The sequence below is a fragment of the Sinorhizobium chiapasense genome (genome assembly GCF_045277575.1).
GTDB classification, from domain to species: domain Bacteria; phylum Pseudomonadota; class Alphaproteobacteria; order Rhizobiales; family Rhizobiaceae; genus Ensifer; species Ensifer chiapasense_A.
The window spans coordinates 1,171,187-1,194,982 of record NZ_CP144205.1 but is presented as its reverse complement, the minus strand read 5'-3'; the positions used below and the strand labels follow the sequence as shown (position 1 = coordinate 1,194,982).

The window sequence follows — 23,796 nt, the reverse complement described above, 5'->3', positions numbered from 1 at the left end:
GGCGAGTTGTCCGAAAGATAAAACGTCAAGCAATCCCGTATTGCTCAAAGAGGCCATTATGGATGCCATAGTGAAGAATTTTCCTGTGCTCGACGATGCGAGCGGCCGCCCGACCCAGAAGGAAGCGGAGGATGCCGTGCGCGTCCTGTTGCGCTGGGCCGGCGACGATCCGGAGCGCGAAGGCCTGAGGGACACGCCCGCGCGCGTGGCGAAGTCCTACCGCGAGCTTTTCAGCGGCTATGATCTTGCCGCCGAAGACGTGCTTGGCCGGACCTTCGAAGAGGTTGCCGGCTACGACGACATGGTGCTGGTCAAGGACATCCCGTTCTACTCCCATTGTGAACACCACATGGTGCCGATCATCGGCAAGGCGCATGTCGCCTACCTGCCGAATGGCCGCGTGCTCGGCCTGTCGAAGATCGCCCGCGTCGTCGATATCTACGGCCGCCGGCTGCAGACGCAGGAATCGATGACGGCGCAGATCGCTCGGGCGATTGACGAGTCGCTTGCCCCGCGCGGCGTCGCCGTGATGATCGAAGCCGAACATATGTGCATGGCGATGCGTGGTGTGCAGAAGCAAGGCTCGACAACGCTCACCACCACATTTACGGGTACGTTCCAAACGGAACCGGCCGAACAGGCGCGGTTCATGACTATGATCAGGGGCTTCAAGTAAGGCTCCGACAGACGGAGCCTTCCATGACGCTCATCTTCGACGCCCCCTCTTCCAACAAGGCCGAGCTGGAATCCGGACCGGCGTTCACGCCCCGTTTTGATGAAAAGGGCCTGATCACCGCTGTCGTCACGGATGTGCGGGACGGCGAGCTCTTGATGGTTGCCCATATGAACGCCGAGGCCCTGGCCCTGACGATCGAGACGGGTATCGCGCACTATTACAGCCGCTCGCGCAAGAGCCTCTGGAAGAAGGGCGAAAGCTCCGGCAATCTTCAGACCGTCAAGGAGATCCGCACCGATTGCGACCAGGATGCGATCTGGCTGAAGGTCTCGGTGGGCGGTCACGACGCCACCTGCCACACCGGTCGCCGGTCCTGCTTTTATCGCACGGTCGGCGTCGAGAGCGGCCAGGCCGTCGTCACAATCACCGACGACCATAGGCACTTCGACCCTGCCGAAATCTATGATAAAAATTAACGATCGCGCATCTTTTTGATGCGGCCACATGCTATATTTATCATTTGGAAACCAAGTGAGCGCCTAATCCTTAAGCAAGGATGCGGCGCGATGAGGGAGCGGCAACGTTCCCAATTGTATTGCAAACTGTATCCAATATTTATCGGTCATGCCGCAATCGGCGACGGGATCGGTGATATACCTAAGTACGGTGCCAGTCTTTCAGCAATGGAATAGGACGAGGCCGGCACCTGCGCCGGCTTGGCGAAGCCTCCCAAGACGCGCGCATCAATTTGCCTCTCTCCAGGATCGAATTCGGTCCTGGGAAGTTAAGTCAATGATGATTTGCCACAGCGATCTTCGCGCATTCTCATCGACGTGTCGCGCTGCGGAGTATTCGGCGGTGTTGGAGGTGCCGGATGTTGAACTGGACTTTTACGCGTAACAATCAGATTGCAGATCTGTCCGGCCCGGACGGAACATCGATTTCAACAACACCACCAGAACCTGCGACACCCCCACAACGACCGAAGATCGCTATTGCCCTTGGGGGTGGCGCCGCCCGCGGCTGGGCGCATATCGGCGTGCTGCGCGCCCTCGACGAGGAAGGCATCGAAGTCGGCATGATTGCAGGCACGTCGATCGGCGCGCTCGTCGGCGGCTGCTATCTTGCCGGCAAACTCGACGAACTCGAGGCCTTCGCACGCTCCCTCACCGTTCGGCGAATCGCTGGACTGCTCGACTTCGCCATTGGCGGCGGCGGTCTCTTCGGCGGCCTCCGACTGACCAAACGCATGCAGGAGCACCTGGAAGGTCTCAGCATCGAAGGTCTCGACAGGCCGTTCATTGCCGTTGCGACCGAAGTGCACAGCGGTCACGAGGTTTGGCTCGAGAGGGGATCACTCATTACCGCGATCCGCGCCTCCTACGCGCTGCCCGGCATCTTCGAACCGATCAAGGCGAACGGGCGCACGCTCATCGACGGCGCGCTGGTCAATCCCGTCCCGGTCTCGGTCTGCCGCGCCCACGAGCAGCAACTCGTCGTCGCCGTCAACCTCAACTACGACCTCTATGGCCGCTCCGCCGTCGTCAAGCACAGCGCTGGCATGGAAACGCCGGATGCGCAGGAGAAGGAAGCGACCCATCACTCCCGCCTCGGCATGACTGGCGTAATGGTTCAGGCCTTCAACATCATCCAGGATCGTATCTCGCGGGCCCGCCTTGCCGGTGATCCGCCGGATCTGGCCTTGCACCCCAAGCTCAACGATATCGGCCTGTCGGAGTTTCATCGTGCAGGTGAGGCCATCGACCGGGGCTATCACGAAGCGAAGGCCAAGCTCATGGAAATCCGCAGAATGCAGGACGCGCTCGTGCGCTGACGCGCGTTCCATCAATCGTCTGCGTTGGCCCCGCGGTGATGGCGCGCAGGGCATTGCCCATTTGAGGGAACCCCTTCGCGAAGCCCGAACGAACCGCTTCGCGCGTCGTCGCGACAAGCAGTCGACGTATCCGAGGCGCGGATAAGAGGGCGGCGCGGGCCGCCCTACCCGCTCGTTAGCCAGCGATATAGGCTTTGATCTGTTCGGTCTCGTGCTCGATCGCACGGATGTGGTGCTTGATCACGTCACCGATCGAAACGATGCCGGCAAGCCGGCCATCTCTTTCGACCGGCAGATGACGGGCCCTGAGCTTGCTCATCATTTCCATCAGGGCCTGGACGGTCATTTCCTCGGTGCAACTATAGACGTTCTGCCACATGACGGCCGCGACCGGCCTTTCGAGACAGGTGGCTCCCTGCTTGGCGATCGCTGCGACGATGTCGCGCTCGGTGAGGATGCCTGCGATCTGATCGTCCGCATCGACGATGATGACCGCACCGATATGATTGTCACGCAAGAGAATGGCAGCCTGTTGGACTGACATCTGCGGGCCGACCGTTACGACATTGCGGCCCTTCTCATCGAGTATTGCTTTTACTGACATGCGCACATCTCCCGTTGCGACAACACCGGGTCGGCAGGGAAAGGTCCAGCCGTCTCTCGTGCGGTACGGTCGGGCGATGGAACCTGTACCCTGGCCGCTTACGATCGCCTGCCCGCGTGCTCCTCAGACGCGAACGGGCTTTCAATACCCGGCCTTCACAGGCCGCCTGCCTCTCGACAATCAGCGACCGTGGCAAATGGTGCGCCAGCACCCATGGGAAATCAAGCGCCGAGGAATGTCGTCCGCCGATCTTTCCCCGACCGTCAGTCGCGCGGGTCGAAAAGGCCGAAGAGAAGAAAGCCGAAGAGGAAACCGCCGATATGGGCCTCCCAGGCGATGCTGCCCGCGCCGCCAGGCGTGAACATGCCAAGCCCGATCAGAAAGTTGGTGAGGAACCAGATCCCCGCGAAGATCACGACGGAGCGATTTGCCAACGATTCGCTGATAGGCAGCCGTCGGTTGAGATGAGCAAATTGCCGGCTGATCCGTCCACTTGGCGAGAAGACGAAGCGCGCCGCCGCGCCCATGAAACCGGACACGACGCCCGAAGCGCCGACGACCACGATCATCTCACCCCAATGAAATGCCGTGTGCAGCGCAACGGCGGCCGCAGCCGAAAGGCACCAGAACACCGCCAGCCGCCCCATGCCGATGCGGCGTACGACCGGAGCGCCGAAAGCGACCATCCAGAAGATGTTGAAGATCAGGTGCTCCCAGCTCCCGTGCAGGAATGAATAGGTAATGGGGCTCCAGAGCCAGGCGAGACCCTGCTCGGCCAAGGGATGATCGTAGCGCGCCGGCAAAAAGGCAAAGTTGAAGATGATCTCCTGATCGATCGCAGGCGGCAGGACATAGGTGCGCAAGGCGTGAATGGCGATCAGAAACAGCAGGATGCCGGTGAGCCCGGCCGGCAGATTGAAGGCAGGCTCACGCGATGGTCCGGCGGCGCTGTCCCGGTCTGTCTCCGGTGGCGTTGCCGTCTGATCTCGTTCCATGGCTGCTGCTTTCTCCATCGATTGGTCCGTTCGATCGAACTCGATCGAGGCGATGGCATGACATCGCCGGATTCGGACCGGACTGGGGCGACCAGCCATAAGCAAACAAAAAAAGACCGTCCAGTAAAAACTGAACGGTCGCCAAGCTCAAATCCGAGCTCCAGTTCAAGTGCCGAAGCCAACGCTTCGTGAAGTCATGTCTTCCAGTGCCAGTCGTGGTGCCCGCGTGCAATCGAAACCGTTCGTTAACCTTAATTTCGAGCTGGCATGGTTTTCGCTCCATTGATCTCAAGACCGCAATGAACGGCCAAACATGTGCCAGACCGGCACAGACGGCCCGCAGAAATGGAATGAACGCAAAGATGCGCAGCAATACGAGCACGGAGCTTTTCCGATACTGGAACACCATTCGCGGCAAGCGCGACCTTCCGCGTCGGGACGAACTCGAGCCGGGGGACATCCGCACGCTCCTGCCCAACCTGTTCATTCTCGAGCGTGACCGTAACGCCGGCATCTCGTTTCGTCTGGCGGGAACCCATGTCTGCGCCCTCTTCGGCCTTGAGTTGCGCGGGCGGCAATTCGGCATGCTCTGGCTGAACGCGCAGGCCGCCAAGGCGCAGCGCATGGCCGGCCAGGTGATGGCGCACCGAGTGCCGGTGATGCTGTCCGCCAAGGGCCGTACCGCCGATGCGCGCGAGATCGAGGTCGAAGCACTATTGCTGCCGCTCGCCTCGACCGAGGAGGCAAGCGACCGAATCCTGGGTGCGCTCTCGCCACTTTCCCGCCCGTATTGGTTGCATGCGACATCGGTGGAAGGCCTTGACGTCACCGGCATGAAAATCCTCGATCCCGATCGCACAGCCGTGTTTCGCGAAGAACAGGCGCCAGAACATGTCCCGCCCCGCGCAGATTCACATGCTGGCGAAGGGATTTTCGGCGAGTTCCGTCGGGTCCGACATCTCCGCATCCTGGAGGGCGGGCGTCGCGGCTGATCGCCGCCGCTGTCCCGGGCTGGCCACTTGGACCAACCGGAGGACGAACCTTCTATTAACCCGAACGTCCTAAACTCTGCCTGCCGAAATACGTCATGCAGAGTCACCATGTTCTCGTTCCAGCACGCTCAGAATACCGCTCCGAAGCCGCATCACGAAGGTGCGTTCCAGCGCGTTTCGGTGAACCTTGCTGGACGGCTGATGCTCGCCAATCGCGACGAATATGACTGCACCGCCGTCGACATGTCGCCCGGCGACGTCCTGTTTTCCTCACCGGCACGGCCGCGGGCGGGTGAGCGCATCATCGCCTATATCGACCATGTCGGCCGCCTCGAAGGCACGGTGTCGCGCGTCGCCGACGATGCCTTCGTGATCCAGCTCAACGCCACCGAGCGCAAGCGCGAGAAGTTGGCCGCACAGCTCACCTGGATCGCGAACAAACACGAACTCGGACTGCCGGAAGACCGGCGTCATGATCGCCTTGCACCGCGCAAGACGTCTACCGAGCTGACGCTCGACACCGGCGAGAAATTCCCTTGCCGCATCATCGACCTCTCACTCTCCGGCGCTGCCGTGGACATCGAGAATCGCCCGCCGATCGGCACCCCGGTCATGCTCGGCAACATGAAGGGCAAGATCGTTCGCCATTTCCAGGAAGGCTGCGCCATCGAGTTCTCGGGCGTGCAGTCCCGTGAAGCGCTGACCGAGTTCCTCTGAGGCGTGCCCGCGCCATCGCGCCTGCCCTACCCCGGATCAAGTTCGCTGGCCCAATCCTGCCGCACGAAACGAGGGTGCGTCCCGGACTCGCGGCTTCGCTTCCTGCGCTCTGAGTTTATGATATTTCGCATGTCGGTATCGCAAGACCGCCGCCCATTTTTGCGCGACATGCTTGATCCTCGGCCTTCACAGTAGATCTGCCCCATAGGCCGCAACAAAGCTGCCGGCGAAACCCAGCCGATCGAAATCGCTTCGAGGCCGAGACTGCCTCATTTCGGAACATCACGACGCGACCGCTGCTTCCGATCGCTGCAAATATTTTTTCGAACAAATTCAAGGCACGACGCATATTCCAAGTCGAAAAGCGTCGACACAATCGCCGGATTTCGCCTCGCGAGCCATACATCGCGGCCGCCATTCTCCCCCAACCACTGCACCAGTCGACCCGCGGATCGACATGGATCGATTGATTACAGTCACTTACATGGTCAAGGAAACATGAACGCAAGGTCACTCCGCTGGAAAATCGATAAAATTTGAGTCAAATTCGATTTAAATAAAAATCAAAATCTATTCTTATTTTATTCTTATACGACTTTTATTTGTACTTGTTTTTAGTTCGCAAGTTCGCGATCGATGAAAACGTCTGTGCCATTGTCGAACCACAACGGGGAGACAATCATGCTCAAGACAATCACCAAGATGGTCGCGGTTGCGGTCCTTTTCACCGCCGGCTTGATCGAAACGGCGCTGGCGCTTCCGGCCAACATGGTCGTCACCGGCGCCACCAATCCGCCGATCGGTCACTACGAGTTCTGCAAGATCTATCCGTCGGAGTGCACTTCCAACGGCAAGGACGGCGGCCCGATGGTGCTGACGCGCGAAGGCTGGCAGAAGATTCTCGAGGTCAACTACGACGTCAACCAGGCGATCACGCCCATGACCGACATGGAAATTCACGGCGTCGAAGAAAAGTGGTCCTACCCGGAGACGGTTGGCGACTGCGAAGATTATGTTCTGCTGAAGCGCCGCAAGCTGATCGAGAACGGCTTCTCCCCGTCGGATCTCTTGATCACCGTCGTTCTGCAGCCGAATGGCGACGGCCATGCCGTCCTGACCGTGCGCACCGACCGCGGCGACTTCATTCTCGACAACATGCGCAACAAGGTGCTGCTGTGGTCGGACACCGAATACACCTACCTCAAGCGCCAATCGACCGAACACTCCGGTCGCTGGGTCAAGCTCCAGGACGGCCGCACCGTCGCCGTCGGCAGCGTACGGACGCAGTAACCTTAGAAGACTTGGGGAGGCGGCGCGCCTGCCGCAGCGGCCTCCGTGATTACAGGGCTCCGGTCACACTATCCCCGTCCAGACCGAGCCTCGGCCGGTTCCGCGTCCCTCGGAACCGGCTTTTTTATTGGTGGATTCCCGTAGGGCGCCGCCGGAAAAGAAATTTATCAAAAATTAACCATCCTCGACCAGCGTCGGGCAAGCGACGTCGTCCACCTTAAAACGCGCAGGAAGCGTGAGCGAACAAGGATCGCCGAGGTTCGGTCATCACTACGGGACAGTCCAACGATGAGCAGCACTTCAAATGAGACTCACGAACCGGACCTCCGACCGCTGTTGTCGTCCGGATTCGTCTACCGGGTGACGGCAGTCGTCATGGTGCTCGCGACGCTGACGGCCGCCATCTCGCTTGCGGGGCGCTGGTTTGGCGAAAATCTCGCCCTTGCCGGCCACACCGCGAGCAATGAGGTTTTCGACATCTTCATCGGCCAGGATCACTTGCGCCTTCCGGCAAACATGATCCGCTTCGAAGCTCAGCGCGCCACCTCGATCGCCGAGCGCGTCGATCTTTACCTGACCTGGCCGGGGCTCGAAGGCTACAGCGATCGGAGCCGGGACCTCTTCAACAATGTCGACGCACCCGAAAAGCTCATCTTCCTGCAGATTTCGCAAAGCACGATGTCTCGCGACATGTCCGGACGGCTCGAGCCGATTTACGCGCAGGTCTTCGACGGCGCGCCCACGGCTGGCCCTGCGGGCCTGACGGAGCACACAGTCAAGGCGACATCCAGCTATGCGGGCGAAGTCTTCCTGACCGCTGAGACGACTGCTCAGGCACCCTATGTGGTGCGCTGTCTCAAGCCCGACCCACAAACCATCTCGACCAGCGCCGACTGCCAGCGCGACATTCACGCCGGCAAAGATCTCGTCGTGCTCTACAGATTCTCGAACAGGCTGCTGCCGCAGTGGCGCGAAATCGACCAAGCAATCGCGACCTTCGTCAAAAGCCGTCTCGTGCCCTGATTTCGACTAACTGGTGTGGTGCAGGCAGCCCGCCGCGCCATTGCGCTACACCGGCATCGCCCTTGTACAAATGCATTCGATTCCGGAAACCAATCATTCATCATAAACCGATTGGTAACGCTATGCCGATACTGTCTCGAGAACGGTCGTTCCCGGAGGCGGCGTCCGGACAACCCCATGACATGAGAATAAAGAGTAGCGTAGTGTCCCAATCCGGTTTTTTTGATCTCGCGAAGCGCCCGTTCGGTGCTCTTTCAAAGATGGTAGGACGGGTCGTCCTTGCGGGCGCCATTGCCTCGGTCGCGCTTGCCGCGCCGGCTTTCGCAGCCTCCTCGAACTACGCCAATCCGAAATATTCGGGCATCGTCATCGATGCGAAGACAGGCAAGATCCTCTATGGCGAGGACGCCGACGAACCGCGCTACCCGGCGTCGCTCACCAAGATGATGACGCTCTATCTGACCTTCGAAGCGCTCGAGGCCGGCCGGATCACGAAATCGACGCCCATTCCCTTCTCGAAGAACGCTTCCTCCGAGCCGCCGTCGAAGCTTGGCGTCCGCGCCGGACAGTCGATCACCGTCGAGCAGGCGATCCTTTCGCTCGTCACCCGCTCGGCCAACGATGCGGCGACGGCGCTTGGTGAATATCTCGGCGGTTCCGAGCAGCGTTTTGCCCGCATGATGACGAACAAGGCCCGTGCGCTCGGCATGACGCGCACGACCTATCGCAACGCAAACGGCTTGCCCAACCCGGAACAGCGCACGACGGCGCGCGACCAGGCCCGCCTCGGCCTCGCGCTTCGCCAGCACTTTCCGCAATATTACGACTACTTCTCCACCCGCAGCTTCCAGTTTGGCCGACAGACAATCGGCAACCACAACCGCCTGCTCGGCAATGTACGCGGCGTGGACGGCATCAAGACCGGCTATACCCGCGCATCAGGCTTCAACCTGGTGACATCGGCTCAGCTCGAAGGCCGCAGCATCGTCGCTGTCGTCATGGGTGGCACCTCCGGCGGCAGCCGCGACGCGCAGATGCGCCGACTGGTCGCCAAGTACATGCCCGCAGCGTCCCGTCGCGGCGACGGCAACCTGATTGCCGAAACCAAGCCGGCTCCGGTTCCGGCCGAAGAAACCGAGGTCGCTTCGGCAGCACCCGTCTCCGAGACGCCCGTTGTCGCCGCGACCGCCAGCGGCCATGACTTGCCCAACACTGGCCCGGTTCCGGACTTCCGCTACAACGGCGAGAGCGCGAGCAGCGTGCAGATGGCCTATGCTGGCAACACGCGCGCGTCCAACAACCCTGTCCTTTCGCCGAAGATCGTTCCCAACACGCTCGATGCGCAGAGCCTGAAGCTTCGTCAGCCGGTCGCCGCCGGCATGGTCGACACCCAGGTCACCAACTCCGTGCCGAAGAAGGCCGAAGCCATCGCAAAGGCGGAGCCGGTCGAGGGCGCAAAGGCCGAACCGATGCCGGCCCAGCCGCAGGGCTGGGTGATCCAGATCGGCGCGACGCCGGACAAGGATCAGGCCATGACCCTTCTCGGCAATGCCAAGGACAAGGGCGGCAAGGCTCTGCTGAACGCAAAGCCCTTCACTGTGGCCTTCGGCCAGGTCTACCGCGCGCGCTTCGGCGGCTTCGACGACCAGAATGCAGCCGTCAACGCCTGCAAGGCATTGAAGAAGAAAGGCATCTCCTGCTGGGCGAGCCAGCAGTAAGGTAAAAGTTTTGGCGGCCGGATGTGTTTGTTTTCCGGCCGCCTTCCTCGGATTTGTACAGCGTAACGAGGTTAATCATGGCGATGAACGAAAACGTTCCGGGTGTTACCCCGCTGCCGGGACGGCGCGCTAAGCCGTCGCGTATCAACCTGCATCCCCTGCACGAGGCGGCCATGCGCATTGCCGATCTCGGGCTCAACAGATCGAAGGCGAAGACGCGCGATCTGGTCGGGATGCTGCTGACGCACGGAGCGCGCGCCTGGCGGTCGACGCAGCCGCGCGCCGGCATTCATCTTCACGTGACGGGGCCGAACCGCCGCCATCCCTTGAAGATGCGGATCTCCTGAAAGTTCGCGACGTTGCAAGGGCGGCCTGTGCCGCCTTTGTGCTTTCAACAGTGTCGCTGCAACGATGCGCGTAGATTACCCCAACCAGCCATCCGGTTGATGGCTCGCCACATTGTCAAAGTTGAAGCTGGAGCAAACGTAGTGCGTTCATCTGAACGCATGGCGCGCTAGAGAAGTCCGAGTTCCGCCAGTTCACGGCGCAGTTCGAGCGGCATATCGGCACCACCGCCGGAAAGCGACGCCAGGTCGCGAGGCGCGTCCTTGTCGGTGAGATAGCGCCAGCCCTGGAAGGCGCGCCGCGGCTGCAACTCCGTCTCGACCACTTCCGGCCCGAGCAGCAGATTGCAGCGGCCGATACCCTCGCCATCCGTGAAGGTCTCGATGCCGATCAAGGGCTGCCGCGCCTGCACCGTCCCCTTGATGACCCAGTAGAGCGAACCGCCATTCAGCAATTCCTCCACCCGTTTCGGCACCATGCGGGTCGTGTGGAAGGAGTGGGGCTCAAGGCCTGCGGCCATGGCGGCCATCGCCTTGCGCGAAACCCATTCGCGCAGGTCCTCGATCGATTCCGCTCCGACGCAGAGCTTTATGAGATGCAGAGACATAGCTGTTTTGAACACCCGTCCGGCCGCTGCGGTCAAGCGGCCAGACGCCGTTCATCCACAATCACCGCCACTGCATAATTCCTTAAACCGGAAACGATTTACGGACAAATTATGCAGCACTTCAAAGTGATACAGCGACCTTGGCGCGCCTTAAAAGGCGCGCGGCGCTGTATGGCTCAACATTCGACGACGTTGACCGCGAGGCCGCCGGTCGATGTTTCCTTGTACTTCTCGTTCATGTCGACGCCGGTCTGGCGCATCGTCTCGATGCAGGCATCGAGCGGCACGAAATGCTTGCCGTCGCCCTTGAGCGCCAGGGACGCCGCCGTCACCGCCTTGACCGCACCGAGTGCGTTGCGCTCGATGCATGGCACCTGAACCAGGCCCGCCACCGGATCGCAGGTCATGCCGAGGTGATGCTCGAGTGCGATCTCGGCGGCATTTTCGATCTGCTCGGGCGTACCGCCCATGACGGCAGCAAGACCTGCGGCGGCCATGGCGGAAGCGGAACCGACTTCGCCCTGACAGCCGACTTCTGCGCCCGAAATCGAAGCGTTGTGCTTGATGATGCCACCGATCGCGGCAGCCGTCAGCAGATAGTCGCGAATGCCCTCCTGATCGGCATCGTCATGGAAGTGCATGTAATAGCGGATCGTGGCGGGAACGACGCCGGCGGCACCGTTGGTGGGCGACGTGACGACGCGGCCGCCCGCGGCATTCTCTTCATTGACCGCCATGGCGTAGACGCTCAGCCAGTCGTTGGCGAGCAGCGGATTGGTCTTGTTGGAGCGCCATTCTTCCTGCAGCTTGTCGTGGATCGAGCGGGCACGGCGGCGGACCTTCAGGCCGCCGGGCATGATGCCCTCCTGACTCAGCCCCCGGTCGATACAGTTGCTCATCGCGCCCCAGATGCGGTCGAGCCCGGCATTGAGCTCATCCGGCGACATGGTCGCTTCTTCGTTCGCCCGCTTCATCTGAGCGATCGTCAGACCCGAGCGGGCCGCCATGTCCAGCATCTCCTGGGCTGTCGAGAACGGGAAAGGCACCTTGACGCCAGCCGCCTTGTTCTTCGAGGCACGCATGGCCTCGAGTTCCGTGTCGGTCACGACGAAGCCGCCGCCGATCGAATAATAGATCCGCTTCAGAAGCAGCCTGCCATCCCGATCGAAGGCGGAGAAGGACATGCCATTGGCGTGGCCGGGCAGCGGCACCTTCTTGTCGAAGATCAGGTCGGTCTTCGGCTGAAATTCGTAGGACGGATGTCCTGATGGCGTGATGCGGCCACTACGCTCGACCTCGTCGATCAACGCATCCATGCGATCGGGGTCGACCAGATCGGGGCGTTCGCCGACGAGGCCAAGGATCACCGCCCTGCCCGTTCCGTGGCCGATACCGGTATGGGCAAGCGAACCATGCAGGCTGACCTTGATCGCCGCCACGGCAGCGTGGGACGGGCGCGGCCAGTCATCAGACAGGATGAGATCAAGAAAGCGGTTGGCGGCCGACATCGGCCCCATCGTGTGCGAGCTCGAAGGCCCGATACCAATCTTGAACACGTCGAAGACGGAAAGAAACATAAGCTGCCTGCCCCGGAGACTGACCCGCAGCGCACCGGCATGACCGCCTGAACGCCGCATTCACGATTGCCTCGATATCACGCTTCACGGTCCGTGCGAACCGGCGCGCTATCCTCATATTCGCTAGACGATTTTATCCTCAGATCGGTCCCGATTTAAGGAAATCCGCAGCAAATATAGGAACGAAGCCTATGCGATCCCATAGCGAACGGTCAGGCGATCAACCGACATTCGATCCCATCCGTGCGACATTGCCGTGCGCAGGCGCTCCCGCCATCAGGAATCAAAACGGCGCGGCTCTTGGGAAGCCGCGCCGTCAATCAGTGGACTTTTCTAGATACTAGATATCAAAGGCCGCCGAAAAGATAAGCAAGAACAAGAACGCCAGCGAAACCAGCTACGGCGCGAGCAGTCACACCCCAGCAAGACTTCTGAATTGTATTGTCCATGATGTCTCCGAAACACTCTCAACGGCCGCGGGCTGCACATGTGGCGCGCCCCGCGTCTGGGGCCATGCATATTGAAGAAAGCGTAAATGCGCAATGGGGAAATGTGGCGAAAAGGTGTCCCGACCTTGCCGCACCAAACGCCAATCTGGTGAAAACCGCGCAATCGGCCGGCGGCAACGGAGAAAAATTCCGCCGCAATTTCATCACAGTAGTTGACGCGCCGCCGATTCCCGCGCCGCCGCGGCCACCTTGCAATTTCCAAAAGCCATGCCAAAAACACGTGTATGACCTTCGAAGATTACATAGCGCTTGTCGTGTTCATCCTGCTTTGGGCAGGCTTCAGCTGGGCGACCGACGGCTCGCGCGGCTTCAAGCGCGTGAGTCTCACCCGCCTCATGAACGAGCATCGTGGCCGCTGGATCCGCAATTCTCTGAACCGCGACCTGAAGATGATCGACACGCAGATCATCGCAGGGCTTCAAGCCGGCACCGCCTTCTTTGCCTCGACAACGATTTTCGCGCTCGGCGGCTGCTTCGCGTTGCTGGGGGCCACCGAACAGGCGCAGATGATCTTCGCGGACATGCCCTATGTCTTCCATGGTGGGCGAACCGCGTTCGAGCTCAAGGTCGGAGGCCTCACCTGCCTCTTCGGCTATTCCTTCTTCAAGTTCGGCTGGTCCTATCGGCTGTTCAACTATTGCTCGATCCTGATGGGCGGCATTCCGATGACCGCCGACATGCAGCGAGATCCACGGGCGGCAGAGAAGGCTGCCGAACGGGCGATCCGTATGAACGTGCTGGCCGCCAAGCACTTCAACGCTGGCCTCCGGGCGATTTTCCTGTCGATCGGTTATCTCGGCTGGTTCGTCAGCCCCTATGTCTTCGTCGGGCTTACCGTCTTCGTCATCTTCGTGCTGACCCGCCGACAGTTCTACTCGCAGGCACGCGCGGCGTTATTGCAGGACGCAGCGCCCTGACGGCACGCACGCCTTTCGCGCCGAACAGCAACAAGCCAGGTCTGCTCAGTTCCACCATCAACCAGCGACGCGTGTTTGGCGCAAGCCAAGCCTGTCATTCTTCCTCACGCCCACAGGATGGCGAATGCCCATGTCCGACAGCAACGTGACTTCACCGGCAACACAGATACCGGCTCAACCTGCCGCACGGGGGCGGCTTGCCTTCATCGATGTCGCGCGCGGCGTGGCGCTGCTCGCCATGGCAACCTATCACTTCGTCTGGGATCTCGAGTTCTTCGGCTATGTTGCCGCGGGAACCGCCGGAACCGGCGGCTGGAAGATCTTCGCCCGGCTGATCGCCAGCAGCTTCCTGTTCCTCGCCGGTTACAGCCTGGTGCTCGGACAATGGCCGAAGCTGCGCCTCGACGCGTTCATGCGCCGCTTCGCCAAGATCGCCGGTGCCGCAGCACTGATTACCATCGCGACCTATTTCGCGTTCCCGGACTCGTTTATCTTCTTCGGCATTCTGCATGCCATCGCCGCGGCAAGCGTGATCGGCCTCGCTTTCCTGCGGCTTCCCGCCGTCGTCTCTCTCGTTGCGGCGGCAGCAGCCATCGCAGCACCCTTCTATCTGCGCTCGCCGGCCTTCGACGCCCCCTGGCTCTGGTGGGTCGGACTGTCCGAAACGTTGCCGCGCTCCAACGACTATGTGCCGATGCTGCCGTGGCTCGGGCCTTTCCTGCTCGGCCTTGCCGCAGCCAAGCTCTTCCACGCGCGGCTCATCGCGGTCCTGGCAATCCGTCCATCCACAGGCGACAAAGGCAAGCTGTGGATGAGGCCCTTCGTCTTCGGCGGTCGTCACAGTCTGGCCATATACCTCATTCACCAGCCCGTGCTCATCGGACTGGTCTATCTCTTCTCGCTGATCTCACCGCCGACATTGCCGGATCCCAAGCAGGCGTACCGCAGCAATTGCGTGGCGGCCTGTAACCAGGGCAACCCGACCGTGCCGTGCGAGGCCTTCTGCGGCTGTACGTTGGACCTTCTGGTGCAGCAGAACCTGTTCGACAGCCTGAACAGGGGAGAGATCAACGTCAGCACGGATGAACGCATTGCGCGAATCGCGCGACAGTGCACAATGGACTTGCAATCAGGGGACTAGGACATGAATGCCTATCGTGCCAAGCCGCTGACCTTCCCGTGGCCCGCCCTGCTCTACGGCGTCGCCACGCTCGCGGCCCTTGTTCTGGGGCGATATTCCCCCATCCCGGTGGCACACGGACACAGCTGGTTTCCCTGGATCATCGGCGGCACACTGATCACTGTCGCCATCTGGCTGGACCTCTGGGCGGTCAAGACCTTGCTCGACCGCCACACGGCCGTCATGCCTTACCGCTCCGCGACCTGCCTTGTCACCTACGGCCCCTTCCGCTTCACGCGCAATCCGATCTATCTCGGCTATACCTTGATGATGGTCGGCTTTGGCCTTGCGACGCTCAATCCGTGGTTCTTCATCACGGCGATCGCAGCGGTGATGCTGACGACGCTCTTTGCCATTCGCAATGAAGAGCGGCACTTGCTTTCGCGCTTCGGCTTCGAGTTCGAGCGCTATTGCCGGCACACCAGCCGCTGGATCTGAGCTGGCAGCCCGGTAAAGCCAAACAAAAAAGGCGGCGCACACGCCACCCTTCGAATTCCTCATCTGCAAATGCATTGGCGGATCAGGTGCCGACGCCAATCTCCGCCAGACGCGTGAGGCACGCCTCTTCGACATTGTCGAGTTCTGCCAGCGTGTCTTCGATATCCTTGCGCTTCTGGCGAAGTTCCTCGCGCTTTTCCTCGACGCGGCTCATCAACAGCCGAAGTTGGCCCATCTCGCCGGGCGGGTCCTTGTAGACCTGGATGATTTCGCGGATCTCGGCAATCGTAAAGCCGATCCGCCGGCCACGCAGAATTTCCTGGATCAGCCGCCGATCCGCCGGCCGGAACAGCCGCGTACGTCCTCGGCGCTCAGGATGAATGAGGCCCTCGTCCTCATAGAACCGCAGCGTTCGGGTGGAAATGCCGAATTCCCGCGTCAATTCGGTGATGCTGTAATATTTATTCACGCTGCCATTCCATGATTTTTCGCAAGTCCACTATCGTTGACCTTGACGTAAAAGTCAAACAACGACGCTTACGTGACGTGGAACCACCAGGTGGCAATGCCGAGAAAACTGAAGAAGCCGGTGATATCGGTAATGGCGGTCACGAAGACGGCGGAAGAGACGGCCGGATCCGCGCCGAAGCGGTCCAGGCACAGCGGAACGAGGATGCCGGCGAGCGCTGCGGCCATCATGTTGATCAGCATCGCGGTAGCGATGATGCCGCCGATGTTCGGATCCTGAAACCAGAGACCGGCCACCAAACCGATCAACGTGCCGAAGATCATGCCGTTGAGGAGCCCCACCCCGGCTTCGCGCCGAATGATGCGCGGAGCGTTGTGAATATCGAGACCGCGGGTCGCAAGCGCGCGCACGGTGACCGTCATCGTCTGCGAACCCGCATTGCCGCCCATGCCCGCGACGATCGGCATCAGGATGGCAAGCGCCACGATCTGCTGAATGGTCGCATCGAAGAGGCCGATGACCGAAGCGGAAATGCAGGCCGTCATGGAATTGATGAACAGCCAGGGCACGCGCGAGCGCGATGCTTCCGCCACCGAGTCCGACAGTTCTTCGTCGCCGACGCCGCTCAGGCGCAGCAAGTCTTCCTCGGCTTCTTCCTGGATGACGTCGACGACGTCGTCGATGGTGAGAACGCCAACCAACCGACCGTTGTCGTCAACCACCGCCGCGGAGAGCAAGTCGTACTGCTCGAAGAGCTGAGCCGCCTCTTCCTGGTCCATTTCGGCAGGAATGGCGTGGCTCGTGTCGTGCATGATCGCGTCGACCTTGACCGAGCGTTTGGTACGCAGCACGCGATCGAGGTCCACGGCACCGAGCAGCTTGAAGGTAGGATCGATAACGAAGATCTGCGTGAAGCTCTCGGGCAGGTCCTCGTCTTCGCGCATGTAGTCGATCGTCTGGCCGACGGTCCAGAACGGCGGCACGGCCACGAACTCGGTCTGCATGCGCCGGCCGGCCGTGCTCTCGGGATAGTCGAGCGAGCGGCGCAGGCGAACCCGTTCCGTAAAGGGAAGCTTCGCCAGGATTTCGTCCTGGTCTTCCTGGTCGAGGTCCTCGAGAATGTAGACGGCATCGTCCGAATCCATCTCGCCGATAGCCTCGGCGATCTGCTCGTTCGGCAGATGATCGACGATATCGAGACGGATCGCCTCGTCGACTTCGGTCAGTGCCGAAAGGTCGAACTCCTTGCCGAGCAGCGAGACCAGGGCCAGACGCTGCTCCGGCTGGATCGCCTCAAGCAGGTCGCCGAGCTCCGAGGAATGCAGGCCGGCAACGTGCTGGCGCAGATAGATCGTGTCGCGATCGGCAATCGCCGCGCCGACATGCATGAGGAAATCGGAACGGACCGAACCGTCGTCGGCATAGATGTCCGAACCGTCAAAGGTCTTGACGTCTTCGAGACCGCTGTCGTCGTCGCCGATATTGCTCATGGGCGCCCTCGAAACGATTGCTGCTTTCCGGTGGTCCATCTTTGCAGACCGGAAAGAATGCGTCACTGACGGTTGGCTGGCCTTCTTCCGCCGCCGTGGTCCGGAGTCGGGCTCTAGAGCCTGCTACCGCAAAGCCCCGCCGAGGTCCACAGCACAGTTACCACCCCGCGCGCGGCGGCAACAGATTTATTCAAGCTGTTGCAAATACATGAGAAACCGGCTGCACCTCGATACAGTCGACATCGATCGCACGATCGGTTAGCACTTTCCTTCGCTCCCTGGAGCCGGAATCGATTTCAGCGAGCGAAACAGCAGCTCAAGGTTTACGGCGTCTCTTGCGTCCCTCAATGGGACGGACCGCGTCGCTCCAGACCGCTGCAGTCAAGGAATAACTGATGGCGATCCGTCCCATTGTCCGCTTTCCAAACCAAACGCTGAGCCGGAAAGCGGACAGCGTCACGTGCTTTGACGCGACGCTCGAGGCCCTTGCGGGCGACCTTCTCGACACGATGCGAGCGGCACCGGGTATCGGTATCACCGCGCCGCATATCGGCGTCCTTCAGCGGGTGACCGTGATCGAGCTCAACCAGGAGAGCGGCGTCAGGATCTACGTCAACCCGGAGATTGTCTGGCACTCTGCCCAGCTCATGAAACATGCGGAAGGCAGCGTTTCGATGCCGGGGGTCACGGAAGACGTCGAACGTCCGCAAGCGGTGCGGGTTCGCTTTCAGGCACTCTCCGGCGAAACAATCGAGGAAGACGCCGAAGGGCTGATGGCGATTTGCCTGCAGCACGAGATCGACCAGCTCGACGGCATATTCTGGACCCAGCGCCTCTCGCGCCTGAAACGCGATCGGGCCATCAAGAAATTCGAAAAGCTGACAAGGGAACAGACACGCAGCTAGAGCCGTGCCCTGTAGACAGTATCAAATGACTCCACCAAGGATCGAACAATGAAGCCAAAATATCTTGCAGTCATCGGCCTCCTGGCTCTTACCGGTTGCAACAGCGCCCAGCAGAGCCTTGAACCCCTGCCCGAAAGCCTGACCTACGGCGAGAACGCGAGCAAGAGAAAGACGCAGGCCGCTCCCGGCACGATGGTCCAGAACCGCTTCATGTATGAAGGGCAGATGGTCTACGAAACCTACGAGGTTCAGCCCGATCACAGCTACAAGCTCGTCCGGCGCCGCATGGACCAGAGCGGCCCCGCCGGCAACAGCTGACGCGGGCCGTGAAGTCGCGTTCGACCTGAAAGGCGCCTTGCGATCGACAGCGCAGATGAACGCAAGGCGCCGGCACAGGTTCGTCCACCCACACGTTCAAAGCTAACTGTTGGATTTACAAACAAAAAACCCGGCCGAAGCCGGGTTTTTTTGGTGCGGTCGAGAAGACTCGAACTTCCACGGGTTGCCCCACAGCGACCTCAACGCTGCGCGTCTACCAATTCCGCCACGACCGCATCGTGGTAGCTGCCGACTCGCGCCGGCGGGCTGCATGTAGCAAAAGCCCCCGGGGTGCACAAGGGACGGCTGTGCACAATTCGGACGATCGCGACGGAACGCAGCAGCCTTCGCATTTCGGTGTGAAGAGGCCAGGGCCCGGTCGCCTCTCCGCACACCAAGTGCGCACGCACGTTATCAGCGACCGCGCCGAGACAGGCCGTTTGGATCGCGGCGGTTCTCGACCAATCGCGAGTAAGGCGAACGAGCTGGTCCCGCCATATCGAACGGCTGCTCTTGATCAGAAACGTGCAGCGAATGAATCGGTCAAAGACACGATCCCGGACAAACGCCGTTTTCGCTAAGCTTAAGATAAAAAACAAAAAACCCGGCCGAAGCCGGGTTTTTTTGGTGCGGTCGAGAAGACTCGAACTTCCACGGGTTGCCCCACAGCGACCTCAACGCTGCGCGTCTACCAATTCCGCCACGACCGCATCGTGGTAGGTGTCGACTTGCGCCGACGCGGCTGCATTTAGCAAAAGCCCCTGGGGGGCACAAGAGGATGACGACAGAAATTTGACGGGAAATGAAACTATTTCAACAGCCCGCTCGGGAAGCCGTGGAAACGCTGGACTCTTGTCTCACGCCATCCCATGTACAAGCTCTGAAAAACAGGAATGCCGAGCGAATGCAGCGTGAAAATCTGAGCCAGGACATGTTCGCCTCTCCGGAATCACCGCCGGTTCGCTGGCGGATCGCCTCCGAACTGGTCGATTATCCACAGGCCGTCGAGTTGATGGAGAAGGAGGCCGCCGCGATTGCCGCTGGAACGGCGGACGAACTCGTCTGGCTGGTCGAGCATCCACCGCTCTATACGGCCGGAACCAGCGCCGATGCCGCCGACCTGGTGATGCCAGATCGCTTTCCGGTGTTCACGACCGGTCGCGGCGGCGAATACACCTATCATGGTCCGGGCCAGCGCGTCGTTTACGTCATGCTCGACCTCAAGCGCCGGAAACAGGACGTGCGCGCCTTCGTCTCCGCGCTGGAGAGCGTCGTCATCTCCACGCTCGATTCCATGAATGTCAGAGGCGAGCGCCGCGAAGATAGAGTGGGCGTCTGGGTTCGCCGCCCGGAAAAGCCCGCCCTGCCCGACGGCTCCATGGCAGAAGACAAGATTGCCGCAATCGGGATCCGCCTGCGCAAATGGGTGAGCTTCCACGGCTTCGCGCTGAACGTCGATCCGGACCTCGACCATTTCGGCGGCATCGTGCCCTGCGGTATCCGCGGTTACGGGGTCACGAGCCTCGTCGACCTCGGTCTGCCGGTCATGATGCCGGACGTGGACATCCGTCTGCGCGAAGCCTTCGAGAGCGTGTTCGGTCCGACGAAGAGCGACGGAGCCTGAACCCGCTTACTTTGCTGCCCGTCGGCCTGCCTGCCGCTCGCGCCAGATGATGAAGAGGCCAGAGCCGACGATGATGGCGATACCGAGCCATTTGGAGAGCGATGGGAAGTCTCCGAAGATGAGGTAGCCGAGCGCTGTCGTCGTGACGATCTCGAAATAGTGGAATGGCGCCAGCAAGGAGACAGGCGCCGCTCTGAAGGCCTTGACGACGAGCAGGTGGCCGTAGCCGGAAAGCGTGCCGAGCACGACCACCAGTGTCAACCCAAGTGCCGAATGAGGCAAGGACGGCACGAAGTCCGCGCTCCCCATGCCGTTACCGATCAGGATCACCAGCGCCATCATCAATGTGCCGCCGATACCGGTGATGGTCTGCATCGTCAGCGGCGAGTCGCCGGTACCGACCGCGCGATTGAGAAGCAGATAGCAGGCAAACACGAAGGCGCAGGCAACCGGCAGCAATGCCGTCACGCCGAAAGCCGCGAAGCTCGGCTGGATGACGATCATCGCTCCACCGAAGCCGACGACAATCGCCAGCCAGCGCCGCCAGCCGACCTTCTCCTTGAGAAACACGGCCGAAAGGCAGGTCAGGATGAAGGGCTCGACGAAGTAGATGGCGAAGGTATCGGCCAAAGGCATGTACTTCACGGAAATGAAAAAGAACAAGGCCGCCGTCGCCAGCAGCACGCCGCGCAGCAGATTGGCCCAGGGACGCTTCGGCTTCAGCGCCCGCAGGCCACCGGCGCCGAGAAGCATGGGCAACGTCGCCACCAACTGGAAGAAGAAGCGATAGAAGGTTACCTGGCCGGGCGACATGCCTTCATAAACGGCCATGTATTTCGCGATCACATCCATGCCGGGCAAGATGACCATCGCAAAGAGCATGATGGCGACGCCTTGCATCACCGTATTGGCGGGCTCGGCAGCCGCGGTTCGGGCGTCGGTCATGGGTAGGCTCCGGTTGGCCGCGGCAGATTAGTGGCAACGCTGTGGTTTTCAACAGCAGAAGACAAGACGGAGAACAAACTATCCGCGCCTGCAGCGCCGCGCGTTTTATCAGATGCGCAAAGGTCGCTGTAGCGCTTTGATTTTCTGCATGTCTTCGTCCTCAAATCGAGGTCCGTTTAAAGAGACATGCAGTAAGCCGCAATTGACGGTGTTTTTGGCGCTTCGGGGTGGTCCCTCGCCGGCCAAATGCCTATAAGTTCAGGACCATCTTCCGCCCCGGAAATCAAAAGCGGCCGTCTGCCGGATTTCCGGGACCTTTGAACGTAACCGTGGCAAAGGAGATATCCATGCGCTTATCCACCGAAACGATGATTGCCCGCCTGCGAGACACCAGCGACGGTGATACGCTGGGTGGACGCATCTGGAGGGCGCGCGATGCCGCCAGCCTCAGCACCAAGGATCTTGCAGACCAGCTTGGGGTGCGCGCTGAAACGGTCTCGGCCTGGGAGCGCGATCGTGCCGAACCCCGGACGAACCGGCTGTTCCTGCTGGCCGGCGTGTTGGGCGTTACGCCCGCCTGGCTGATTGCCGGCCTCGGCAAGGCCCCGGATTCAGAGGCGTGCGACGATGATCGCGATGGTCTTCGCGAGCAGCTTGCACTGGTCAAGAAGCTGCACGAACAGACAGGCAAGGCCATCGCGGCTCTTGAGATGGAACTCAATCGCGTTCAACAGAACACTCGTTAGCTATTACCGATTCCAACGGGCCGCCGTCCTGGTGGCCCGAAACCATTTTTGCTCAAGGGAGAAATTAAATGGACGTACGTGCCGCCGTTGCCGTTCAGGCCGGCAAGCCGCTCGAGGTCATGACGGTTCAGCTCGACGGCCCGCGGGCGGGCGAGGTGCTGATCGAGGTCAAGGCCACCGGCATCTGCCACACCGACGACTTCACGCTTTCGGGTGCCGATCCGGAGGGCCTGTTTCCGGCGATCCTCGGCCATGAGGGCGCCGGCATCGTCGTCGACGTCGGCCCGGGCGTCACGAGCGTGAAGAAGGGCGATCACGTCATCCCGCTCTACACGCCCGAGTGCCGTGAATGCTATTCCTGCCTGAGCCAGAAGACCAATCTCTGCACGGCGATCCGCGCGACCCAGGGCCAGGGCCTGATGCCGGACGGCACCTCGCGCTTCTCGATCGGCAAGGACAAGATCCACCACTATATGGGCTGCTCGACCTTCGCCAACTACACGGTGCTGCCGGAGATCGCGGTTGCCAAGGTCAACCCGGAGGCGCCGTTCGACAAGATCTGCTACATCGGCTGCGGCGTCACCACCGGCATTGGTGCGGTGATCAACACGGCCAAGGTGGAGATTGGCGCGACCGCGATCGTCTTCGGTCTCGGCGGCATCGGCCTCAACGTATTGCAGGGCCTCAGGCTCGCCGGCGCCGACATGATCATCGGCGTCGATATCAATCCGGACCGCAAGCAATGGGGCGAGAAGTTTGGCATGACCCACTTCGTCAACGCCAAGGAGGTTGGCGACGACATCGTGCCCTATCTCGTCAACATGACGAAACGCAATGGCGACCTGATCGGTGGCGCCGACTACACCTTCGACTGCACCGGCAACACCAAGGTGATGCGCCAGGCGCTGGAATCGGCCCACCGCGGCTGGGGCAAGTCGGTGATCATCGGCGTCGCCGGCGCCGGCCAGGAAATCTCCACCCGGCCGTTCCAGCTCGTCACCGGTCGTCAGTGGATGGGCACCGCCTTCGGTGGCGCGCGCGGCCGCACCGACGTGCCGAAGATTGTCGACTGGTACATGCAGGGCAAGATCCAGATCGACCCGATGATCACCCACACCATGCCGCTCGAAGACATCAACAAGGGCTTCGAACTGATGCATTCCGGCGAAAGCATCCGCGGCGTCGTTCTTTACTAACCGCCAAGTGACACAATTCCGGGCGGAAACCGCTTCACACTTTTCCTGGAATTGCTTCAACTTGACTGATGCAATTCCAGACGGAAAACCGCTTCACACTTTTCCTGGAATTGCTTCACAATCCGATTCAGAACGGCGCCGGGGTCGATTGATTTCCGGCGCCTTTTTCAGTCCCGTTGAGAAACTGATTCAAGATGATCTATGTCGATGCCGATGCCTGCCCGGTGAAGGCGGAAATCCTGAAGGTGGCCGAGCGCCATGGAATAGAGGTGACTTTCGTCGCCAATTCCGGCCTGCGTCCTTCGCGCGACCCGATGGTGCGCAACGTCATCGTCTCGGCGGGCTTCGATGCGGCGGACAACTGGATCGCCGAACGGGCGCATGTGGGCGATATCGTCGTCACCGCCGACGTGCCGCTGGCCGTGCGCTGCGTTGCCGCCGGCGCGCTGGTCACCGGTCCTTCGGGTCGCCTCTTCGACAAGAGCAATATCGGCATGGCGTCCGCCATGCGTGATCTTGGCCAACACCTGCGCGAAACCGGCGAGAGCAAGGGCTACAACGCCGCCTTCACCCCACGGGATCGCTCGGCCTTTCTTGAAACACTTGACCGACTCGCACGCCAGTCGAAAAATTGACGGCGCGACGAGCAAGCCCGCGGGCAACCGCAATCGCAGGGGCATT

At 60.9% G+C, this 23,796-nt stretch carries 25 protein-coding genes and 2 tRNA genes; 18 read left to right on the top strand and 9 right to left on the bottom strand.

Annotated elements, in window-relative coordinates; translation table 11 throughout:
• Positions 1–58 precede the first annotated feature (58 nt).
• The 3 genes from folE (at position 59) to QM996_RS05835 (ending at position 2,510) form a co-directional block, all read left to right on the top strand.
• Positions 59–676: a GTP cyclohydrolase I FolE gene (folE, locus tag QM996_RS05845; protein WP_429816789.1), complete on the top strand. Its 618-nt coding sequence runs from the start codon at positions 59–61 to the stop codon at positions 674–676.
• Positions 677–699: 23 nt separating this feature from the next.
• Complete coding sequence (gene hisI, locus QM996_RS05840; RefSeq protein ID WP_500269645.1) at positions 700–1,152, top strand: phosphoribosyl-AMP cyclohydrolase; 453 nt, start codon at positions 700–702, stop codon at positions 1,150–1,152.
• A 398-nt stretch (positions 1,153–1,550) separates the two neighbouring features.
• Complete coding sequence (locus tag QM996_RS05835; protein ID WP_429816783.1) at positions 1,551–2,510, top strand: patatin-like phospholipase family protein; 960 nt, start codon at positions 1,551–1,553, stop codon at positions 2,508–2,510.
• A 175-nt stretch (positions 2,511–2,685) separates the two neighbouring features.
• Here the strand turns inward: QM996_RS05835 and QM996_RS05830 are convergent, their stop codons facing one another.
• Positions 2,686–3,114: a CBS domain-containing protein gene (locus tag QM996_RS05830; protein ID WP_500269644.1), complete on the bottom strand. Its 429-nt coding sequence runs from the start codon at positions 3,112–3,114 to the stop codon at positions 2,686–2,688.
• 263 nt (positions 3,115–3,377) lie between these two features.
• On the bottom strand, positions 3,378–4,109 hold the full coding sequence (locus tag QM996_RS05825; protein WP_500269643.1) for a rhomboid family intramembrane serine protease: 732 nt from the start codon (positions 4,107–4,109) through the stop codon (positions 3,378–3,380).
• Between the two features lie 206 nt (positions 4,110–4,315).
• Between QM996_RS05825 and QM996_RS05820 the strand changes: the two genes are divergently transcribed.
• The 6 genes from QM996_RS05820 to QM996_RS05795 all read left to right on the top strand — a co-directional run bounded on the left by QM996_RS05820 (position 4,316) and on the right by QM996_RS05795 (position 10,196).
• Positions 4,316–5,101 (top strand): PAS domain-containing protein, encoded by a 786-nt coding sequence (locus tag QM996_RS05820; RefSeq protein WP_500269642.1) that lies wholly within the window; start codon positions 4,316–4,318, stop codon positions 5,099–5,101.
• A 108-nt stretch (positions 5,102–5,209) separates the two neighbouring features.
• Entirely contained in the window at positions 5,210–5,818 is a 609-nt protein-coding gene (locus tag QM996_RS05815) for a PilZ domain-containing protein (RefSeq protein ID WP_500269641.1), read from the top strand.
• Between the two features lie 681 nt (positions 5,819–6,499).
• Complete coding sequence (locus QM996_RS05810) at positions 6,500–7,108, top strand: transglutaminase-like cysteine peptidase (protein WP_500269640.1); 609 nt, start codon at positions 6,500–6,502, stop codon at positions 7,106–7,108.
• 288 nt (positions 7,109–7,396) lie between these two features.
• Complete coding sequence (locus QM996_RS05805; protein ID WP_500269639.1) at positions 7,397–8,131, top strand: hypothetical protein; 735 nt, start codon at positions 7,397–7,399, stop codon at positions 8,129–8,131.
• 182 nt (positions 8,132–8,313) lie between these two features.
• A complete protein-coding gene (locus tag QM996_RS05800) occupies positions 8,314–9,849 on the top strand; it encodes an SPOR domain-containing protein (RefSeq protein WP_500269638.1) in 1,536 nt (511 codons plus the stop codon).
• Positions 9,850–9,926: 77 nt separating this feature from the next.
• A complete protein-coding gene (locus QM996_RS05795; protein ID WP_247959104.1) occupies positions 9,927–10,196 on the top strand; it encodes a hypothetical protein in 270 nt (89 codons plus the stop codon).
• A gap of 167 nt (positions 10,197–10,363) precedes the next feature.
• On the opposite strand, the gene QM996_RS05790 is transcribed toward QM996_RS05795, so the two are convergent.
• Both QM996_RS05790 and QM996_RS05785 read right to left on the bottom strand, forming a co-directional pair.
• On the bottom strand, positions 10,364–10,801 hold the full coding sequence (locus QM996_RS05790; RefSeq protein WP_429816765.1) for a DUF1489 family protein: 438 nt from the start codon (positions 10,799–10,801) through the stop codon (positions 10,364–10,366).
• 176 nt (positions 10,802–10,977) lie between these two features.
• Complete coding sequence (locus QM996_RS05785) at positions 10,978–12,378, bottom strand: serine dehydratase alpha family protein (RefSeq protein WP_500269637.1); 1,401 nt, start codon at positions 12,376–12,378, stop codon at positions 10,978–10,980.
• Positions 12,379–13,111: 733 nt separating this feature from the next.
• Between QM996_RS05785 and QM996_RS05780 the strand changes: the two genes are divergently transcribed.
• The 3 genes from QM996_RS05780 (at position 13,112) to QM996_RS05770 (ending at position 15,422) form a co-directional block, all read left to right on the top strand.
• Positions 13,112–13,804, top strand: a complete 693-nt coding sequence (locus tag QM996_RS05780; protein WP_500269636.1) for a DUF599 domain-containing protein — start codon at positions 13,112–13,114, stop codon at positions 13,802–13,804.
• Between the two features lie 130 nt (positions 13,805–13,934).
• Positions 13,935–14,945 (top strand): heparan-alpha-glucosaminide N-acetyltransferase, encoded by a 1,011-nt coding sequence (locus QM996_RS05775; RefSeq protein WP_500269635.1) that lies wholly within the window; start codon positions 13,935–13,937, stop codon positions 14,943–14,945.
• A 3-nt stretch (positions 14,946–14,948) separates the two neighbouring features.
• Positions 14,949–15,422 (top strand): methyltransferase family protein, encoded by a 474-nt coding sequence (locus QM996_RS05770; protein ID WP_429816757.1) that lies wholly within the window; start codon positions 14,949–14,951, stop codon positions 15,420–15,422.
• Between the two features lie 82 nt (positions 15,423–15,504).
• On the opposite strand, the gene QM996_RS05765 is transcribed toward QM996_RS05770, so the two are convergent.
• Both QM996_RS05765 and mgtE read right to left on the bottom strand, forming a co-directional pair.
• A complete protein-coding gene (locus tag QM996_RS05765) occupies positions 15,505–15,891 on the bottom strand; it encodes a MerR family transcriptional regulator (RefSeq protein WP_113537749.1) in 387 nt (128 codons plus the stop codon).
• A gap of 68 nt (positions 15,892–15,959) precedes the next feature.
• Complete coding sequence (mgtE, locus tag QM996_RS05760) at positions 15,960–17,381, bottom strand: magnesium transporter (protein WP_500269634.1); 1,422 nt, start codon at positions 17,379–17,381, stop codon at positions 15,960–15,962.
• Positions 17,382–17,776: 395 nt separating this feature from the next.
• Between mgtE and QM996_RS05755 the strand changes: the two genes are divergently transcribed.
• Positions 17,777–18,286, top strand: coding sequence for a peptide deformylase (locus tag QM996_RS05755; RefSeq protein ID WP_500269633.1), 510 nt, complete (start codon positions 17,777–17,779; stop codon positions 18,284–18,286).
• Positions 18,287–18,334: 48 nt separating this feature from the next.
• Positions 18,335–18,604 carry a hypothetical protein gene (locus tag QM996_RS05750; RefSeq protein WP_500269632.1) on the top strand — a complete coding sequence of 90 codons (270 nt, stop codon included), beginning with the start codon at positions 18,335–18,337 and terminating at the stop codon, positions 18,602–18,604.
• A gap of 151 nt (positions 18,605–18,755) precedes the next feature.
• On the opposite strand, the gene QM996_RS05745 is transcribed toward QM996_RS05750, so the two are convergent.
• A tRNA-Leu gene (locus QM996_RS05745) sits at positions 18,756–18,840 on the bottom strand.
• A gap of 389 nt (positions 18,841–19,229) precedes the next feature.
• Positions 19,230–19,314 (bottom strand) — tRNA-Leu (locus tag QM996_RS05740).
• 194 nt (positions 19,315–19,508) lie between these two features.
• Here QM996_RS05740 and lipB point away from each other — a divergent pair.
• The gene (gene lipB / locus QM996_RS05735) at positions 19,509–20,228 is read left to right on the top strand and encodes a lipoate-protein ligase B (RefSeq protein ID WP_500269631.1); all 720 of its coding nucleotides are present in this window, start codon (positions 19,509–19,511) and stop codon (positions 20,226–20,228) included.
• Positions 20,229–20,234: 6 nt separating this feature from the next.
• Here the strand turns inward: lipB and QM996_RS05730 are convergent, their stop codons facing one another.
• Complete coding sequence (locus tag QM996_RS05730) at positions 20,235–21,173, bottom strand: DMT family transporter (RefSeq protein WP_500269630.1); 939 nt, start codon at positions 21,171–21,173, stop codon at positions 20,235–20,237.
• A 347-nt stretch (positions 21,174–21,520) separates the two neighbouring features.
• Between QM996_RS05730 and QM996_RS05725 the strand changes: the two genes are divergently transcribed.
• From QM996_RS05725 to QM996_RS05715, 3 genes are all read left to right on the top strand, one after another.
• Positions 21,521–21,919: a helix-turn-helix domain-containing protein gene (locus QM996_RS05725; RefSeq protein WP_500269629.1), complete on the top strand. Its 399-nt coding sequence runs from the start codon at positions 21,521–21,523 to the stop codon at positions 21,917–21,919.
• 68 nt (positions 21,920–21,987) lie between these two features.
• On the top strand, positions 21,988–23,115 hold the full coding sequence (locus QM996_RS05720) for an S-(hydroxymethyl)glutathione dehydrogenase/class III alcohol dehydrogenase (protein ID WP_500269628.1): 1,128 nt from the start codon (positions 21,988–21,990) through the stop codon (positions 23,113–23,115).
• Positions 23,116–23,309: 194 nt separating this feature from the next.
• A complete protein-coding gene (locus tag QM996_RS05715; protein WP_500269627.1) occupies positions 23,310–23,750 on the top strand; it encodes a DUF188 domain-containing protein in 441 nt (146 codons plus the stop codon).
• The last annotated feature ends 46 nt before the right edge of the window (positions 23,751–23,796 follow it).

Bases quoted from the DNA above. Each gene is read 5' to 3' on its own strand.
- folE (WP_429816789.1), top strand. From the start codon at position 59: ATGGATGCCATAGTGAAGAATTTTCCTGTGCTCGACGATGCGAGCGGC.
- hisI (WP_500269645.1), top strand. From the start codon at position 700: ATGACGCTCATCTTCGACGCCCCCTCTTCCAACAAGGCCGAGCTGGAA.
- QM996_RS05835 (WP_429816783.1), top strand. From the start codon at position 1,551: ATGTTGAACTGGACTTTTACGCGTAACAATCAGATTGCAGATCTGTCC.
- QM996_RS05830 (WP_500269644.1), bottom strand. From the start codon at position 3,114: ATGTCAGTAAAAGCAATACTCGATGAGAAGGGCCGCAATGTCGTAACG.
- QM996_RS05825 (WP_500269643.1), bottom strand. From the start codon at position 4,109: ATGGAACGAGATCAGACGGCAACGCCACCGGAGACAGACCGGGACAGC.
- QM996_RS05815 (WP_500269641.1), top strand. From the start codon at position 5,210: ATGTTCTCGTTCCAGCACGCTCAGAATACCGCTCCGAAGCCGCATCAC.
- QM996_RS05810 (WP_500269640.1), top strand. From the start codon at position 6,500: ATGCTCAAGACAATCACCAAGATGGTCGCGGTTGCGGTCCTTTTCACC.
- QM996_RS05805 (WP_500269639.1), top strand. From the start codon at position 7,397: ATGAGCAGCACTTCAAATGAGACTCACGAACCGGACCTCCGACCGCTG.
- QM996_RS05800 (WP_500269638.1), top strand. From the start codon at position 8,314: ATGAGAATAAAGAGTAGCGTAGTGTCCCAATCCGGTTTTTTTGATCTC.
- QM996_RS05795 (WP_247959104.1), top strand. From the start codon at position 9,927: ATGGCGATGAACGAAAACGTTCCGGGTGTTACCCCGCTGCCGGGACGG.
- QM996_RS05790 (WP_429816765.1), bottom strand. From the start codon at position 10,801: ATGTCTCTGCATCTCATAAAGCTCTGCGTCGGAGCGGAATCGATCGAG.
- QM996_RS05785 (WP_500269637.1), bottom strand. From the start codon at position 12,378: ATGTTTCTTTCCGTCTTCGACGTGTTCAAGATTGGTATCGGGCCTTCG.
- QM996_RS05780 (WP_500269636.1), top strand. From the start codon at position 13,112: ATGACCTTCGAAGATTACATAGCGCTTGTCGTGTTCATCCTGCTTTGG.
- QM996_RS05775 (WP_500269635.1), top strand. From the start codon at position 13,935: ATGTCCGACAGCAACGTGACTTCACCGGCAACACAGATACCGGCTCAA.
- QM996_RS05770 (WP_429816757.1), top strand. From the start codon at position 14,949: ATGAATGCCTATCGTGCCAAGCCGCTGACCTTCCCGTGGCCCGCCCTG.
- mgtE (WP_500269634.1), bottom strand. From the start codon at position 17,381: ATGAGCAATATCGGCGACGACGACAGCGGTCTCGAAGACGTCAAGACC.
- QM996_RS05755 (WP_500269633.1), top strand. From the start codon at position 17,777: ATGGCGATCCGTCCCATTGTCCGCTTTCCAAACCAAACGCTGAGCCGG.
- QM996_RS05750 (WP_500269632.1), top strand. From the start codon at position 18,335: ATGAAGCCAAAATATCTTGCAGTCATCGGCCTCCTGGCTCTTACCGGT.
- lipB (WP_500269631.1), top strand. From the start codon at position 19,509: ATGCAGCGTGAAAATCTGAGCCAGGACATGTTCGCCTCTCCGGAATCA.
- QM996_RS05730 (WP_500269630.1), bottom strand. From the start codon at position 21,173: ATGACCGACGCCCGAACCGCGGCTGCCGAGCCCGCCAATACGGTGATG.
- QM996_RS05725 (WP_500269629.1), top strand. From the start codon at position 21,521: ATGCGCTTATCCACCGAAACGATGATTGCCCGCCTGCGAGACACCAGC.
- QM996_RS05720 (WP_500269628.1), top strand. From the start codon at position 21,988: ATGGACGTACGTGCCGCCGTTGCCGTTCAGGCCGGCAAGCCGCTCGAG.
- QM996_RS05715 (WP_500269627.1), top strand. From the start codon at position 23,310: ATGATCTATGTCGATGCCGATGCCTGCCCGGTGAAGGCGGAAATCCTG.